The 15144-nt window shown below is 45.7% G+C and carries 15 protein-coding genes; 14 read left to right on the top strand and 1 reads right to left on the bottom strand.

Translation table 11 applies throughout. From position 1 onward, the window contains the following. The first annotated feature begins 6 nt into the window (after positions 1 to 6). From QVP35_RS10705 to QVP35_RS10655, 11 genes are all read left to right on the top strand, one after another. A complete protein-coding gene (locus QVP35_RS10705; protein WP_006568760.1) occupies positions 7 to 420 on the top strand; it encodes a MarR family winged helix-turn-helix transcriptional regulator in 414 nt (137 codons plus the stop codon). A gap of 187 nt (positions 421 to 607) precedes the next feature. Further along, positions 608 to 856 (top strand): hypothetical protein, encoded by a 249-nt coding sequence (locus QVP35_RS10700; RefSeq protein WP_009288830.1) that lies wholly within the window; start codon positions 608 to 610, stop codon positions 854 to 856. A 14-nt stretch (positions 857 to 870) separates the two neighbouring features. Beyond that, positions 871 to 2139, top strand: coding sequence for a M18 family aminopeptidase (locus QVP35_RS10695; protein ID WP_009288829.1), 1269 nt, complete (start codon positions 871 to 873; stop codon positions 2137 to 2139). Between the two features lie 14 nt (positions 2140 to 2153). Beyond that, positions 2154 to 2831 (top strand): YoaK family protein, encoded by a 678-nt coding sequence (locus QVP35_RS10690; protein WP_009288828.1) that lies wholly within the window; start codon positions 2154 to 2156, stop codon positions 2829 to 2831. A 92-nt stretch (positions 2832 to 2923) separates the two neighbouring features. After that, positions 2924 to 4516 (top strand): hydroxylamine reductase, encoded by a 1593-nt coding sequence (gene hcp, locus QVP35_RS10685; RefSeq protein ID WP_022261140.1) that lies wholly within the window; start codon positions 2924 to 2926, stop codon positions 4514 to 4516. 160 nt (positions 4517 to 4676) lie between these two features. Beyond that, the gene (locus tag QVP35_RS10680) at positions 4677 to 5459 is read left to right on the top strand and encodes an ABC transporter ATP-binding protein (RefSeq protein ID WP_006568764.1); all 783 of its coding nucleotides are present in this window, start codon (positions 4677 to 4679) and stop codon (positions 5457 to 5459) included. Between the two features lie 15 nt (positions 5460 to 5474). Continuing rightward, positions 5475 to 7157 carry an ABC transporter permease subunit gene (locus QVP35_RS10675; RefSeq protein ID WP_009288825.1) on the top strand — a complete coding sequence of 561 codons (1683 nt, stop codon included), beginning with the start codon at positions 5475 to 5477 and terminating at the stop codon, positions 7155 to 7157. Beyond that, entirely contained in the window at positions 7154 to 8161 is a 1008-nt protein-coding gene (locus QVP35_RS10670) for an extracellular solute-binding protein (RefSeq protein WP_022261139.1), read from the top strand. Before QVP35_RS10675 ends, QVP35_RS10670 begins: the two co-directional genes overlap by 4 nt. Positions 8162 to 8176: 15 nt before the next feature. Beyond that, complete coding sequence (gene phnW, locus QVP35_RS10665; RefSeq protein ID WP_009288823.1) at positions 8177 to 9274, top strand: 2-aminoethylphosphonate--pyruvate transaminase; 1098 nt, start codon at positions 8177 to 8179, stop codon at positions 9272 to 9274. Beyond that, a complete protein-coding gene (phnX, locus tag QVP35_RS10660; protein ID WP_009288822.1) occupies positions 9271 to 10056 on the top strand; it encodes a phosphonoacetaldehyde hydrolase in 786 nt (261 codons plus the stop codon). The genes phnW and phnX overlap by 4 nt, the downstream gene beginning before the upstream one ends. Positions 10057 to 10172: 116 nt before the next feature. Next, positions 10173 to 10958, top strand: a complete 786-nt coding sequence (locus tag QVP35_RS10655) for a ZIP family metal transporter (protein WP_022261138.1) — start codon at positions 10173 to 10175, stop codon at positions 10956 to 10958. A gap of 56 nt (positions 10959 to 11014) precedes the next feature. Here QVP35_RS10655 and QVP35_RS10650 read toward each other — a convergent pair whose 3' ends face one another. After that, the gene (locus QVP35_RS10650; protein ID WP_009288820.1) at positions 11015 to 11596 is read right to left on the bottom strand and encodes an HD domain-containing protein; all 582 of its coding nucleotides are present in this window, start codon (positions 11594 to 11596) and stop codon (positions 11015 to 11017) included. Between the two features lie 170 nt (positions 11597 to 11766). Here QVP35_RS10650 and QVP35_RS10645 point away from each other — a divergent pair, with 170 nt between their 5' ends. The 3 genes from QVP35_RS10645 to QVP35_RS10635 form a co-directional block, all read left to right on the top strand. Continuing rightward, positions 11767 to 12876, top strand: coding sequence for a prephenate dehydrogenase (locus QVP35_RS10645; RefSeq protein WP_009288819.1), 1110 nt, complete (start codon positions 11767 to 11769; stop codon positions 12874 to 12876). 2 nt (positions 12877 to 12878) lie between these two features. After that, positions 12879 to 14159, top strand: coding sequence for a 3-phosphoshikimate 1-carboxyvinyltransferase (aroA, locus tag QVP35_RS10640; protein ID WP_009288818.1), 1281 nt, complete (start codon positions 12879 to 12881; stop codon positions 14157 to 14159). 100 nt (positions 14160 to 14259) lie between these two features. After that, positions 14260 to 15144: glycoside hydrolase family 10 protein (locus tag QVP35_RS10635; protein WP_288187872.1), on the top strand; the 885-nt coding region annotated here is incomplete at its 3' end.

The raw sequence follows: 15144 nt of genomic DNA, 5'->3' as shown, positions 1-15144 counted from the left end.
GAACGGATGGAATTGAATCAATGTATCAACTATCTTTTGACCACTGCCCAGCACGCGGTGTTTCAGGAGATGAGCGCACAGCTCTCTAAATTTGACGTGACTCCGGTACAGTACGGTGTGATGTATTGTCTTTGGGTGAAGAAGAAAAACAGTCCGAAGGAGATCGCAGAAGAACTGAGGCTGGAAAACTCTACGATCTCAGGTGTTCTTGAGAGAATGGAGAAAAAAGGATTGATCAAGAGAAAAGTCAGCAAAGAAGACCGGCGTTTTGTAGAGATTATATTGACGGATAAGGGGAATGACTTGGAAGAACCGATTCTCGAAACAGTGGAAGAGGTCAACAGAATCGTCCTGAAAGATATGGGACAGCAGGAACAGGAAGCACTGAAGGAATCCTTAAGGCACCTGGCGGGAATCTGATTGCTAAGAATTTTATATCGAAAGAATATGCAGCGGAAAGGTGTCTTTCTGGCTGCTATTTTTTTGTTCTATTAAGGGTATGGGGAATCAGATAATTTACATTTGAAGTTGATTGGCATATAATAGGGCTTAATTTAGAAGTAAAAATGCATTGACTTGATCAGATGAGACAGGAGGTTATAGTAAAATGGACAGTTATAGATTATATACAATTGCTGTGATTATTGTTTTAATGCTAAGTATATATATACAGATAAAACTATTAAACATGAAGAAGGGATTTGGATATATAATTCCGGCATCCATTGTTTTGATAGTTTTTATGATTTGGGCAGGAAATGAGTTTCAGGCTATAAAATGTTTGCCTGTTACAATTATTTTATTATTTTTTTGCCTGGTAAACTTATTTGTTGTTTTTATAAAGAAGAGATGCTGAGAAGGAGGCAGAACATGTCAGATCAGATTAACCGGCAGTTGTTTCAGTTTATTGAAAAGAGTCCGTGCAGCTATCACGCTGTGGAACAGATAAAGAGAGAATTGACAGAAAATGGATTTACGGAACTGAGGGAGCAGGAGGCATGGAAGATAGAAAAGGGCGGTAAGTATTTTACCAGCAGAAACGGTTCTTCGTTGGCTGCTTTCTGTATACCGGAGAAAAAATTAAAAGGGTTTCATATTACCGCATCCCATACGGACTCACCCGCTTTTAAGATCAAAGAGAATATGGAATTACAGGCAGAAAAGCATTATACAAAATTAAATACCGAAAAATATGGGGGAATGCTCATGGACTCCTGGCTTGACCGTCCGCTCTCTGTGGCAGGAAAAATTATTGTGAGAGATGGGGAAAAACTTACGGAAAAGCTGATTCATATAGAGAAAGATCTCTTGATGATCCCAAGGCTTGCGATCCATATGAAAAGAGGAGCAGAGGATGACGCACTGAACCCTCAGATTCATATGCTTCCTGTCTTGGGGGACCAGACAGCCGAAAAGACATTTATGCGGACAACTGCATCCGAGGCGGGTGTAAATGAAAATGATATTCTCGGTACAGATCTTTACCTGTATAATCGGATGCCGGGAACTGTATGGGGAGCAAACGGCGAGTTTATGTCGGCACCGAGGCTCGATGACCTTCAGTGTGTATTCGCATCTTTGCAGGCTTTTGTGAACAGTGAGGGCAGAGAGTATATGAATGTCTTTTGTGCGTTTGACAATGAGGAGGTCGGCAGCGGAACAAAACAGGGAGCCGGATCTACATTTTTAGAAGATGTTCTGTGGCGGGTAAATGAGGCGCTGGGGAGAACCGGGGAGCAGTACCGGATGACCGTGGCGGAGAGCTTTATGATCTCTGCGGACAATGCTCATGCGGTACACCCAAACCAGCCCGGAAAGGCAGATCTTACGAACCGGCCGTATATGAATGAAGGAATTGTGATCAAGTACAGTGCCAATCAAAAATATACGACGGATGCATACTCCGGTGCGATGATGAAACATATCTGTGAAAAAGCCGGAGTTCCTTATCAGACCTTCCACAACCGCTCAGACTTGCCGGGAGGCTCCACTCTCGGAAATATTCTGACGGGCAGTGTATCGTTAAAAGCCGTGGATATCGGCCTTGCCCAGCTTGCCATGCATTCTGCCTATGAGACGGCAGGAGCCAGGGACACAGAATATATGATCAGGGCTCTTCAGGAATTTTACTGCGGTTAAGGGAGGCAGATTCAGTGAAACAGCATAAGAAAATCCAGATGTCCGAGGCTTTTCAGCTGGGTGCCGTTTTGGCAGTTGTCGGGGGATTTCTGGATGCGTACAGTTATCTTTTCAGAGGCGGAGTGTTTGCCAATGCCCAGACCGGAAATATCGTACTGCTGGGCATCAGCCTGCAAAAAGGAAAGTGGCAGGGGGGTGTCCATTACGCCATCCCTATTCTGGCCTTTGCGGCCGGAGTCATTGTGGTGGAACTCATCAAGAAGTATTTTAAACAGCATCCAAAAATCCATTGGAGACAGATCATTGTCATGATCGAAGCGGCGATGATCTGCCTGGTTGCCTTTATCCCTTCGGGAGAAGCGGATATGATCGCCAATGTGATCATTTCTTTTGTCTGTGCCATGCAGGTGGAGACCTTTCGAAAGGTACACGGAAATGCCTATGCGACGACCATGTGCACAGGAAACTTAAGAAGCGGAATGGAAATCCTGTTTAAATATTTCCAGACGAAAGACCGGGAACTGCTGAACAGGAGCCTGAAATACTTTGGGATTATTTTGTTTTTCATAGTAGGTGCGGCAGCAGGCACGGTGGCAGGAAATGTGCTTTCTCACAATGCCGTTCTGATCTGTTCTGCACTTCTTCTGGCAGTATTTTTCATGATGTTTATGGAGACAAAGAAAATTAATTGACAAAGTGTTGAATATCCAACAGATTTTTAAGGCTCACTCCTGTATACTCAAGGAACAAACTCAAATATAAGAAATTTCAGGAGGATAGAGCGATGGATAAAAAGATGTTTTGCTTTCAGTGTGAACAGACGGCAGGATGCAGCGGATGTACAGGAGCAGCAGGGGTCTGCGGGAAAGATGCAGAGACTTCAGAACTCCAGGACCGGTTGACCGGAGCTTTGATTAGCCTTGCCCGTTCCACAGAAGGGAGCCGGCCTTTGGACAGTACGGACAGGGCCATGCTGTCTGGCTTGTTTACGACAATAACCAATGTAAATTTTAACCCGGAGACGATCCGGCAGCAGATCGGCCTGGTGCACAGGGAGAAGGAAAAATTAGTGCCTTCCTGCGGGGAATGTTCCTCACCCTGCGGAAGAAACGATGACTATGTGATGAAAAAACTCTGGGAGGAGAAGGAAGACATACGGTCCTTAAAATCCCTGATCTTGTTTGGATTGAGGGGAATGGCAGCCTATGCTTATCACGCCATGGTGCTGGGCTATTCGGATCAGACGGTAAACCGGTTCTTCTATGAAGGCATGGCATCCATAGGCTACGATCTTCCCAAAGAACGGCTTTTATCACTTGCACTGAAGCTTGGAGAAGTGAATTTACAGTGTATGGAACTTCTCGATAAGGCAAACACAGAAACATTTGGGAACCCAGAGCCTGTATCCGTTCCTTTTAAGGTGGAAAAAGGACCGTTCATTGTCATAACGGGACATGATCTTTACGATCTGAAACTTTTGCTGGAGCAGACGGAAGACAAGGGGATTAATATTTATACACACGGGGAAATGCTCCCGGCCCATGCTTACCCGGAACTTAAAAAGTATCCGCATCTGAAAGGCAATTTCGGCACTGCGTGGCAGAACCAGCAGAAAGAATTTGACCATATCCCGGCTCCGGTGCTGTTTACGACCAACTGTCTGATGCCGGTAAAACCGTCCTATGCAGACAGAGTCTTTACGACGGAAGTCGTCTCCTATCCGGGAATGGTTCACATCGGTGAGGACAAAGATTTCACCCCGGTGATCGAAAAAGCGCTGGAACTGGGAGGGTATGCAGAAGACAGAGAATTTACAGGAATCAACGGCGGCAGCAGCACGGTGACCGGCTTTGGGCACAATACAGTACTGTCTGTGGCAGATACGGTCGTGGATGCGGTGAAAAAGGGCGAGATCAGTCATTTCTTCCTTGTGGGAGGCTGCGACGGGGCACACAAGGAGCGGAGTTATTACACGGAATTCGTAAAACAGACTCCGAAAGACAGCATCATCCTGACGCTGGCCTGTGGAAAGTACCGGTTCAATGATATGGACCTGGGAGAGATCAGAGGACTGCCCCGGATCATGGATATGGGACAGTGCAATGACGCATACAGTGCCGTCAAAACAGCCCAGGCTCTGGCAGAAGCCTTTTCCTGCGGGATCAACGACCTGCCGCTGACCCTGGTACTGTCATGGTATGAACAAAAGGCGGTGTGTATCTTGCTGACTCTTCTTTATCTCGGCATGAAGGATATTTATCTTGGACCGAAACTGCCGGCATTTTTATCACCGGGCGTACTGGATATGCTGGTAAAGGAATACCGGATACATCCTGTTTCAGACCCGGAAAGTGATCTGAGAGAAATACTGGGTTAATGATTCAATACTTTTTCATAGAAGGAAGATCTTTATCAAGGGATCTTCCTTCTGTTTTTTTACCAACATTTAACATGATGTTCAAATGAATTCAAACTTTCGGTGATAGACTTGGTCTTGTTCAAAGAGATGATATCGATTGAGAAAGGAATGGAAGTTTATGCTGAAATTACAAAATATAAAGAAATCCTATGACGGCACTACGGTGCTGGACGGAATATCTCTGGAGATTCCGGATGGAGAGATTGTTTCCATCCTGGGGCCGTCCGGCTGCGGAAAGACAACACTATTAAATATGATCCTCGGAATTACAGAACCGGACAGCGGAAAAATTGAGTTTAACGGAAAAGATATCACGGATTCCCCAATGGAAAAGAGGGGATTCAACATCGTGTTTCAGGATTATGCTCTGTTCCCGAACTTGAATGTATATCAAAACATTACATACGGGCTGAAAAATAAGCCGGACATTTCGTCAAAAGAGGAAGTGGACGAACTGATCGGCCTGCTTGGACTGAAGGATCATCTTCCGAAAAAGATTGAGCAGCTTTCAGGAGGACAGAAGCAGAGAGTGGCACTGGCAAGGACTTTGGTCATGAAGCCCAAAATCCTTCTCTTAGATGAGCCTTTAAGCGCACTGGACGGAGTGATTAAGGAATCCATAAAAAACAGGATCAAGACGATTGCGAAAGAATTTCATCTGACTACGGTCATCGTGACTCATGATCCCGAAGAGGCTCTGACACTTTCTGACCGGGTGCTGATCGTAAATGAAGGGCGGATTTCCCAGTACAGCGAGCCGGAACAGATCGTCAATGCGCCCCAGAATGATTTTGTGAAGAATTTTATCCTGAACCAGCTGGAGATCAAGAAGAACAATATCTTCACGCTGTTTAAAAATCAGCTGAATATACAGCCCGGAAAGGAAAGCCTTGTTTCATAAGGCGGCAGAAATGAGATGAAACATAGAAAAGAAAAAGAGATTAAAATCATATTTGCCGGGATCGCGCTGATCTTTCTTACATTTTTAGCAGTCCCGGTGGTACAGCTTCTGATGAAGTCGTTTACGACAGAAGGAGGAGGGCTTACCTTACAAAATTTTCAGTCTGTTTTTGCACGGAAAGATTTTTTGGAAATCTTGAGAAACAGCTTCGGCGTTGCGGGACTGAGCGCGGCGGTTACGACTCTGCTGGCATTTATCCTGGCTTATACGATCCACTATACAAACACACCGAACTGGATCAAGACATTTATCAAAGGAGCCGCTGTGCTGCCCATGTTTCTGCCGACGATTACCTACGGTTTTGCAATCATTTATTCTTTCGGAAAACAGGGGCTTCTGACCCGGCTGTTCGGGAAGCAGCTGTTTGAAATCTACGGAATGAAAGGTCTTTTGATGGGCTACGTCATTTATACTCTGCCTATTTCATTCATGCTGATCAATAATACGATGGGCTACATAGATAAAAAGTATATGGTTGTGTCCAGAGTGATGGGTGACAGTGCCTTTGCAAATTTCAAAATGACAGTGCTTCGTCCTCTTTTAGGAACGCTGGCTGCATCCGTGATTCAGTCTTTTTTCTTGAGTTTTACGGATTTCGGTATTCCGGCGGCAGTGGGAGGAAAGTTTAAGACCATCGCATCTCTGCTTTACAGCGAGATGCTCGGAAGCATACCGAATTTCCAAAACGGCGCGGTAGTGGCTGTCGTAATGCTTGTGCCGTCTGTCGTCAGCATTACGGTTTTAAAAATATTGGAGAAATACCAGATTAGGTATAACAAGATTTCCAAGATCGAACTGAAAAAGAACAGAGTCAGAGATGGTTTATGCGGCGGGGTCAGTATTCTTCTGATCGTCAGCGTCTTATCTGTATTTGCAGTCATTTTTGTAATTCCATTTGTGGAAGAATGGCCCTACAGGCTTAGTTTTACACTGGACAATTTCAGAAATGTCTTTGAGGACCCGAACCTTTTCAATGTCTACACAAATTCATTGTTTGTAGCAGCGGCCACGGCAGCACTCGGCACCATAGCCGCATATGGAAGCGCCCTGGTGACAGCCAGAAGCAGGATCAGTCAAAAGGCAAAAGACATCATAGAAGGAATTGCCCTGGTGACGAACACGATACCCGGAATGGTGCTGGGCCTCGCATTTTTATTCCTATTTTCAGGCACCAGTCTTCAAAATACATTTTTGCTGATTATCATCTGCAACGTGGTCCACTTTTTTTCCACGCCTTATCTGATGATGAAGAGTTCCCTGGGGAAAATGAACGCCTCATGGGAGACAACAGCGATGCTTATGGGAGACAGCTGGGCAAAAACCATTTTGAGAATTGTAACGCCCAACGCATTGAGTACGATCATCGAGGTATTCAGTTATTACTTTATCAATGCCATGGTGACGATCAGTGCGGTCATCTTCATCGCTGGGGCCAGGACAATGGTCATCACGACGAAGATCAAAGAACTGCAGTATTATAACAAATTTAACGAAGTGTTTGTGCTTTCTCTTTTAATTCTTGCGACAAATGTGATCGGTAAGTTTGCATTTACCAAACTTGCAGGAGTCACAGAGGGAGGAGCGGCTGGACAATTCTTTAAATTACATATTAGAAAAAACAAGGAGAGAAGTTTATGAGAAAGACATGGTTAAAAAGAGCATCAGTGATGTGTATGGCTGCCCTTCTGGCAGCGACCGGAGTGCTTGCCTCCGGGTGTTCCGCGAAAAAACAGGATGAGCAGGTGGTGATCTATTCCAACGCAGATGACGAAGCCGTGGAGGCTATGAAAAAAGCGCTGGACGGAAACGGATACAAAGGGAAATATATTCTTCAGACGTTTGGAACCTCAGAACTGGGAGGAAAGCTGATCGCAGAGGGCAAAAATATAGAGGCCGATATGGTGACGATGAGCACCTTCTATATTGAGAGTGCCCAGAAGAAAAACAAGATGTTTGCGGATCTTGGTTTCGACAGGAACTTAAAGAAAGAATCTGATTTTCAGAAGTATGAGTCACCAATCACGGCACAGGAAGGAACATTGATCCTGAACACGGAAGTAATGAAGGAGAAGAAACTTCCGAAACCGAAATCCATCAAAGACCTGGCAAAGCCCGTGTATAAAGGATCTATTTCCGTGACGGATATCAAAGCATCTTCCACCGCATGGCTTTTGATCCAGGGCCTTGTGTCTGAATATGGGGAGAAAGAAGCAAAAAGCATCCTCCACGACATTTACCAGAATGCAGGAGACCACATCGAAGATTCAGGCTCCGCTCCGATCAAGAAGGTCCGGGCAGGGGAAGTGGCCATTGGATTTGGTTTAAGACAGCAGGCGGTGGCAGACAAAAAGGACGGTCTTCCGATTGATTATGTAGACCCGAAAGAAGGAAATTTTTCTCTGACAGAGTGTGTTTCCGTAGTGGACAAAAAAGACAGCGGCAAGAAAAAGCTTGCCCTTGAGATGGCAGAATGCATCATCAAAAAGGGAAGAACAGACTTGATTAAGACGTATCCGATTCCGATTTATAACGGCGAGGACGAATCGAGTGAAAACAAATCCGGAAACCCAAAAGTATTTAAAGAAAAACTGACTTTGGATCTTCTGGAAAAACATCAGGAATTATCAGAAAGCGCAAAATAAGAGAAAGGTAGAAAGATGAACCACTATAAGTTATTAACCCCCGGTCCGCTTACAACCACGGACACTGTAAAACAAGAGATGCTTTTTGATCACTGTACCTGGGATGAAGATTATAAAAACATCACCCAGACGATAAGGAAACAGCTGCTTTCCCTTGCTCACGTGTCAGAGGACGACTATACGGCCGTCCTCATGCAGGGCAGCGGGACCTTTGGTGTAGAATCCGTGATCACCAGCGTGATAAATGAAAACGGAAAGCTTTTGATCATTGCTAACGGTGCATATGGGGAGCGTATGGCGGACATTGCAGAGCATGCGGGGATACCTTATGAAATTTATCGGGAAGATTATAGAAAAGTTCCCCAGGCAGCAGTTGTTGAAAAGATACTGAGAGAAGATCCTGCAATCACTCATGCGGCTATGGTGCACAGTGAGACGACTTCCGGCATTCTCAATGATATTGAGGCCATTGCTTCTGTGGTGAAGGAATACAATAAGACGTTAATCGTCGATGCTATGAGCAGTTTTGGAGGCGTGGACATTGAAGTCGGACAATTAGGCATTGATTTTCTCATAAGCAGCGCAAATAAATGTATTCAGGGTGTTCCGGGCTTTTCTTTTATCATCGCCGATAAAAAGAAGCTGTCAGACAGTAAAGGAAACGCCAGAAGCCTGTCCCTGGACTTATATGACCAGTGGGAAACGATGGAGAAGGACGGAAAATGGAGATTTACCTCCCCTACTCATACGGTCCTTGCCTTTGCAAAAGCGCTTAAAGAACTGGAAGCAGAAGGCGGAATTGCAAAAAGGGCGGCCCGCTACCGGGAAAACAACCGCATTTTGATCGAACGGTTTCAGTCTATGGGTATGCAGCCTTATATTGACGGCGCGCATCAGGGACCGGTCATCACTACGTTTTTGTATCCGGCAGATACAGATTTTACGTTCAGTGAGATGTATCATTATATCAAAGAGCGCGGGTATGCGATCTATCCGGGGAAGGTGACGGAAGCCGAGACATTCCGCATCGGCACCATTGGAGAAATATACCCGGAGGATATTGAGAAACTCTCAGAAATCATGGAGCAATTTTTAAAGGAGAAGAAACAATGAGCAGATGTATAGAAGCCGTTATTTTTGACTGGGCAGGTACAACGGTAGATTATGGGTGTTTTGCACCGGTGCAGGCTTTCGTGGAAGTATTTAAACATTTTGGAATCGAACCGACCATGGATGAGGTGAGAGAACCTATGGGAATGCTGAAGATCGATCACATCAGGACGATGCTTTCCATGCCGCGGATTCACGATCTGTGGGTGAAGGAACATGGAACGGAACCTTCCGAGGATCACGTACTTCAGATGTATGACTTATTTGAGTCCAAACTTATGAGCATTTTAGACCGGTTTACAACGCTCAAGCCGTATGTGCCGGAAACGGTGGAGTTTCTCAGGGAGAAAAACATTAAGATCGGCTCCACGACCGGATATACGGATGCTATGATGGAAGTCGTGACAAAAGGTGCAAAGGAACAGGGATATGAGCCTGACGCATGGTTTTCACCGGATTCCACAGAAGGAATCGGGCGGCCTTATCCATATATGATATTTAAAAATCTGGAAGCTTTGAAGGTTTCCACGGTAAAAAATGTGGTGAAGATCGGAGATACGGTTTCCGATATCAAAGAAGCACGGCATGCGGGTGTCATTTCTGTGGGTGTGGTGGAAGGAAGCTCAGAGATGGGACTGACCAAAGAGGAATACGAAAATATGACAGATTCACAGAAGGAAACTGTGTGCAGAAAAGTAAAGGAAACCTTTAAAAATGCCGGTGCCCATTATGTAATACAAAATTTGTCCGGATTAGAGGAGCTGCTGAAAAAACTGACTCAATAAAGGTCTTTATGTTTTCGATAAGATTGCATATAATATAGAAATATGAAATAATAAGTCATATCATTTAAGATATGGCTTATTTAGTTTTAACAAAAAGCAATTAAGGAGTGGGATATATGGAAGCTTTAAAGTGGGCGGCCGGAGGTACGGGATTTACATTTTTGATGACAGCCCTCGGCGCAGCCACTGTTTTTTTCTTAAAGAAAGACATGCAGGAAAATATGCAGAGGGTCTTTTTGGGATTTGCCGCAGGTGTCATGATCGCAGCGTCTGTATGGTCCCTTCTCATCCCTGCTATCGAAGAGGCAGAAGCCAATGGGCAGATCGGCTGGATACCGGCTGCCGGAGGCTTTATCCTCGGAGGAGTCTTCCTTCTTTTGATGGACCGGCTGATGCCGCATCTGCATCTGGGGGAGAAACATCCGGAGGGACTTTCTTCCTCGTTTAAAAGGACGACTCTGCTCGTCCTCGCCGTTACCTTACACAACATTCCGGAGGGAATGGCCGTGGGTGTAGCTTTCGCCGTGGCGAGCGGGCACGGAGGCGTGGGATTCAGCGGTGCTGTCGCCCTGGCCATCGGGATCGGGATTCAGAATTTTCCGGAAGGGGCGGCAATTTCTCTTCCGCTGAGGAGAGAAGGCTTATCCAAAGGAAAGGCTTTTGTGTTCGGGGCACTGTCCGGCGCGGTGGAATTTGTGTTCGGTGTGCTGGCCGTGCTGGCGGCAGAAGGACTTGGAACTTATATGCCGTGGCTTTTGTCTTTTGCCGCAGGAGCTATGATTTATGTAGTAGTGGAAGAACTCATCCCTGAGGCACATCTTGGGGAACACTCTCACACCGGAACCCTGGGTGTCATGGTTGGATTCCTGATCATGATGGTACTGGATGTAGCCTTGGGATAGCTGGAGCACAGCTGCTTTGGGGTTCGGCTCAGAGAGCGAAAACAGGCGTGAAATATTTATCTCACGCCTGTTTTTTCATCCTCTATATCAATATCAATGGTGTCTTTAAACACCTGTTCAACCAGACAGCAGTACTCGTTGTATTCATGATAATCAGAAAACTCTTTAAAACACTCGATCATGCTTTTGTAATACCAGCCCTGCATATTCTTATCTTTCATATTAAAGCGCTGCCACAGCTCGTCTCCCAGAAGCTTGTAGTCCCTGGCCAGAGAACGGACGTTGGCTAGCTTGTCCCCAAGGGCAATGACTTTGGCAGGACGTTTTGCACGGTGTTTTAAAAAATCCACTGTATGACGTTTTCTTTCAATCCAGGATCTGCTCTTATCTTCACTTTCCATCAGAACATAATCCGCTACTTTATCCCCAAATTCCCGGCGTATATCCTCTCCTGTTACATCTCTGCAGTCTTCGATGACATCGTGGAGGACCGCAGCGCACATCATATCTTCATCCGGCGTGATGCCGGCAACGATCGAGGCGACTTCCAGTGGATGGATCATGAACGGGATATCGGTTCCCTTTCGCTTCTGGCCGGAATGGGCTTTCGTTGCAAAGATAATGGCTTTTTCAAACATGGGTTTCTCCTTTTTTGCGGACATTTCTACATACTTATCATAAATCATTTTTATGATGCGGTCAATGAAGGAATTCTATACTTTGGTGCTTTAAAGTGACGGTGTGTTGACTTTTCCCTATCGCCACGGTAAAATGAACCATATCAATCAACACAAGGAGAGCGATCTATATGTCAACAGAGACGAATTTTACAATCGGATTTATCGGGCTTGGACTCATCGGCGGTTCCATTGCCAAAAATGTACGCCGTGTATTCCCGAATTATACGGTGATCGGATATGATACGGACAAAGAAGCACTGAAAAAGGCTGTGGAGGAAGGGGTTCTCGACCGTCCGGCGGCGGAACTTAACAGAGATTTTTCCGAATGCAGCTACATTTTTCTATGTGCGCCGGTGCAGCATAACCTCCAGTTTTTAGAGCAGCTGAAGCCAAATCTGAAAGAGGGATGCATCGTGACCGATGTAGGCAGCGTAAAAGGCGGGATTCATAAAAAAGTAAAAGAACTGGACATGGAGGCCTGTTTTATCGGTGGACATCCTATGGTAGGTTCGGAAAAAGCCGGATTTTCTTATAGCTCTGACCGTTTGATTGAAAATGCCTATTATTTTATAACGCCGACAGAGAAAGTAAATGCAGAAAAGGTGAAAGAATTTACATCTTTCATAGAAGAACTGGGTGCACTGACAATCCTTCTGGACGCAAAACGCCATGATGCTTTTACCGCTGCGATCAGTCATGTCCCGCATATTATGGCGGCAGAACTGGTACATACGGTGAAAAATATGGACACCGAAGACGGCATCTTAAAACAGCTGGCAGCCGGCGGCTTTAAGGATATCACAAGGATTGCATCATCCTCTCCCGTTGTCTGGGAGCAGATCAGTCTTTCCAATAAGGAAAATATAAAAGAGCTTTTAGTGCAGATCAAAGACAGCATTTCCGAAATGATCCATGCGCTGGACAGAGACGACCACAGTTATCTGAACGAGTATTTTAAAGAGGCAGGAGAGTACCGGGAGACCGTTCCGGACAGTGCCGTGGGACTGATGGAAAAATCTTATGAGATATTTGTAGATATTCCGGATGAGCCGGGAACATTGTCTACGACTACGACTCTGCTGGCACTCAATAATATCAGTATTAAAAATATCGGGATCATTCACAACCGGGAGTTTGAAGAGGGTGTCTTAAAAATTATGCTTTACGATGATGTCTCAGCAAAACGGGCCAGAGAGATTTTGCAGGATAAAAATTACAGTGTATATGAAAGGAACTAGAAATGAAACTTAAGAAAGTAAAAGGACTAAAAGGTACGATATCCATACCGGGAGATAAATCCATCAGCCACAGGGCGGTCATGTTCGGCTCTCTGGCAAAGGGGACAACGCATATCACAAACTTTTTATCCGGTGCGGACTGCCTGGCTACCATAGACTGTTTCCGGGCAATGGGAGTCAGGATAGAACAGGAAGGCACAGTGGTTACGGTACACGGCAACGGCCTCCGTGGACTTAAAAAACCTGAGAAACAGCTGGATGTGGGAAACAGCGGGACGACGACCCGGCTGATCTCCGGGATTCTGAGCGGACAGGATTTTGAAGTTACACTTTCAGGCGATGCATCTTTAAACAAACGCCCCATGGGGCGCATCATGAAGCCGCTCTCCATGATGGGAGCGGAGATTGAGAGTGTCAATGGAGACGGATGTGCTCCGCTTAAAATAACCGGAAAACCATTGAAGGCAGTCCGCTATGAATCGCCGGTGGCCTCCGCACAGGTAAAATCCGCAGTTCTTCTTGCGGGACTCTATGCGGACGGCAGAACGAGTGTCACAGAGCCTGCCCTGTCCAGGAACCATACGGAACTGATGCTTAAGTCTTTCGGAGTTCAGGTATTGTCGGAGGGTACAACGGCATCCGTGATGCCGCCAAAAGAGATGACGGCCACGGACATTGCAGTGCCGGGGGATATTTCATCTGCAGCGTTTTTCATTGCCGCGGGACTTGTGACTCCGGATTCCTGTATTACCTTGAAACAGGTCGGCATTAACCCGACCAGGAACGGCATCATCAAAGTCTGTGAAGCTATGGGGGCAGATCTTACGATGTCCAATGTAAAAGGCGATAACGGAGAACCGACGGCAGATATTACAGTAAAAACAAGCAGGCTGAAAGGCACGGAGATCGGCGGAGAGCTGATTCCCACACTGATTGATGAGATCCCTGTCATTGCGCTGATGGCGGCATTTGCAGAGGGCGAGACCGTGATTAAAAATGCGGCAGAACTAAAAGTGAAGGAATCCAACAGAATTGATCTGACTGTAGACAATCTGGTAAAAATGGGAGCAGACGCCGAGGCAACCGACGACGGAATGATCATCCGCGGCGGAAATCCGCTGAGAGGAGCGGCTATTCACTGCAAGTATGACCACCGGATTGCCATGACATTTTCTGTCGCAGGGATCAATGCACAGGGAACAACGGTCATTGAGGATGCAGAGTGTGTGGACGTGTCATATCCAAACTTCTACGAGCAGTTACAGATGCTCGCCGGACAATAGGATTCTTCCATTGACAAGCTGGAAAATTCTTCATACAATGGAGACAGCAGTGACAGAAAATTGACAGAATCAGATAGTGGGAAGGGAAGGATCGAAGAGTATGAAAGAATCAAGGGTGAAGATCCTGCGTCTGACAGCGTGGCTGGTTGCCAGTGCCATGTTTGTCAGTTTAAGCAGTGAGGCAGTGGTGCGGGCTGCCCAGAGAAGAAATCAGATCGCAAAGGTACAGCCAAAGACCGCTGTGACAGAGACAGAACAGAAGGCAAAGACAACAAAAGCATCAGAAGAATATAAGGCTTTTTGGTTTTCATTCTATGATTATGATGAATATCGTGACGCCTATAAAAAGAATAACGCATCCAATTTTAAAAAGTATTTTACAAAAGTTGTAAACAAGGGAAAGAGCCTTGGCATGAACCGTGTAATCGTGCAGGTAAGGCCGTTCGGTGATGCTATTTATAAGTCCAAGTACTTTCCCTGGTCCAAATATATCTCAGGGAAACAGGGCAGAAGCCCGGGATATGATCCGCTGAAGATCATGGTATCTGTGGCACACTCCAAAGGAATGGCGATTGAGGCATGGGTGAATCCTTACAGGGTGACCAAGGGCAGCACCAGCTATAAAAAGCTGTCAAAGAACAACCCGGCCAGAAAGTGGAATGCAAAGAAATCTACCAGGAGGAATGTACTTTCCTACGGGGGAAGTCTTTATTACAATCCATCCAAAAAGGCCGTACAAAACCTGATCGTGAACGGGGCAAAGGAGATTGTCCAGAAGTACGATGTGGATGGAATCCATATGGATGACTATTTCTATCCGAGTTTTTCAAAGAAGAATGTCAAGAAAGCATTCGATGCCAAAGAATATAACAAATCTTCCTACAAAAAGAAGAAAAAAAGCATTTATACATACCGAAGGGCTCAGGTAAATAACCTGGTCAAGAGGATGAAAAAGACGATCAAAAGTGTGGACCCGAACGTGACC

The organism is Anaerostipes sp. CAG:276 (assembly GCF_000432215.1).
GTDB classification, from domain to species: Bacteria; Bacillota; Clostridia; order Lachnospirales; family Lachnospiraceae; genus Anaerostipes; species Anaerostipes caccae.
The sequence above is the reverse complement of the archived record's forward strand: the minus strand, read 5'-3'. Positions and strand labels throughout refer to the sequence as shown.

Bases quoted from the DNA above. Each gene is read 5' to 3' on its own strand.
- QVP35_RS10705 (WP_006568760.1), top strand. From the start codon at position 7: ATGGAATTGAATCAATGTATCAACTATCTTTTGACCACTGCCCAGCAC.
- QVP35_RS10700 (WP_009288830.1), top strand. From the start codon at position 608: ATGGACAGTTATAGATTATATACAATTGCTGTGATTATTGTTTTAATG.
- QVP35_RS10695 (WP_009288829.1), top strand. From the start codon at position 871: ATGTCAGATCAGATTAACCGGCAGTTGTTTCAGTTTATTGAAAAGAGT.
- hcp (WP_022261140.1), top strand. From the start codon at position 2,924: ATGGATAAAAAGATGTTTTGCTTTCAGTGTGAACAGACGGCAGGATGC.
- QVP35_RS10680 (WP_006568764.1), top strand. From the start codon at position 4,677: ATGCTGAAATTACAAAATATAAAGAAATCCTATGACGGCACTACGGTG.
- QVP35_RS10675 (WP_009288825.1), top strand. From the start codon at position 5,475: ATGAAACATAGAAAAGAAAAAGAGATTAAAATCATATTTGCCGGGATC.
- QVP35_RS10670 (WP_022261139.1), top strand. From the start codon at position 7,154: ATGAGAAAGACATGGTTAAAAAGAGCATCAGTGATGTGTATGGCTGCC.
- phnW (WP_009288823.1), top strand. From the start codon at position 8,177: ATGAACCACTATAAGTTATTAACCCCCGGTCCGCTTACAACCACGGAC.
- phnX (WP_009288822.1), top strand. From the start codon at position 9,271: ATGAGCAGATGTATAGAAGCCGTTATTTTTGACTGGGCAGGTACAACG.
- QVP35_RS10655 (WP_022261138.1), top strand. From the start codon at position 10,173: ATGGAAGCTTTAAAGTGGGCGGCCGGAGGTACGGGATTTACATTTTTG.
- QVP35_RS10650 (WP_009288820.1), bottom strand. From the start codon at position 11,596: ATGTTTGAAAAAGCCATTATCTTTGCAACGAAAGCCCATTCCGGCCAG.
- QVP35_RS10645 (WP_009288819.1), top strand. From the start codon at position 11,767: ATGTCAACAGAGACGAATTTTACAATCGGATTTATCGGGCTTGGACTC.
- aroA (WP_009288818.1), top strand. From the start codon at position 12,879: ATGAAACTTAAGAAAGTAAAAGGACTAAAAGGTACGATATCCATACCG.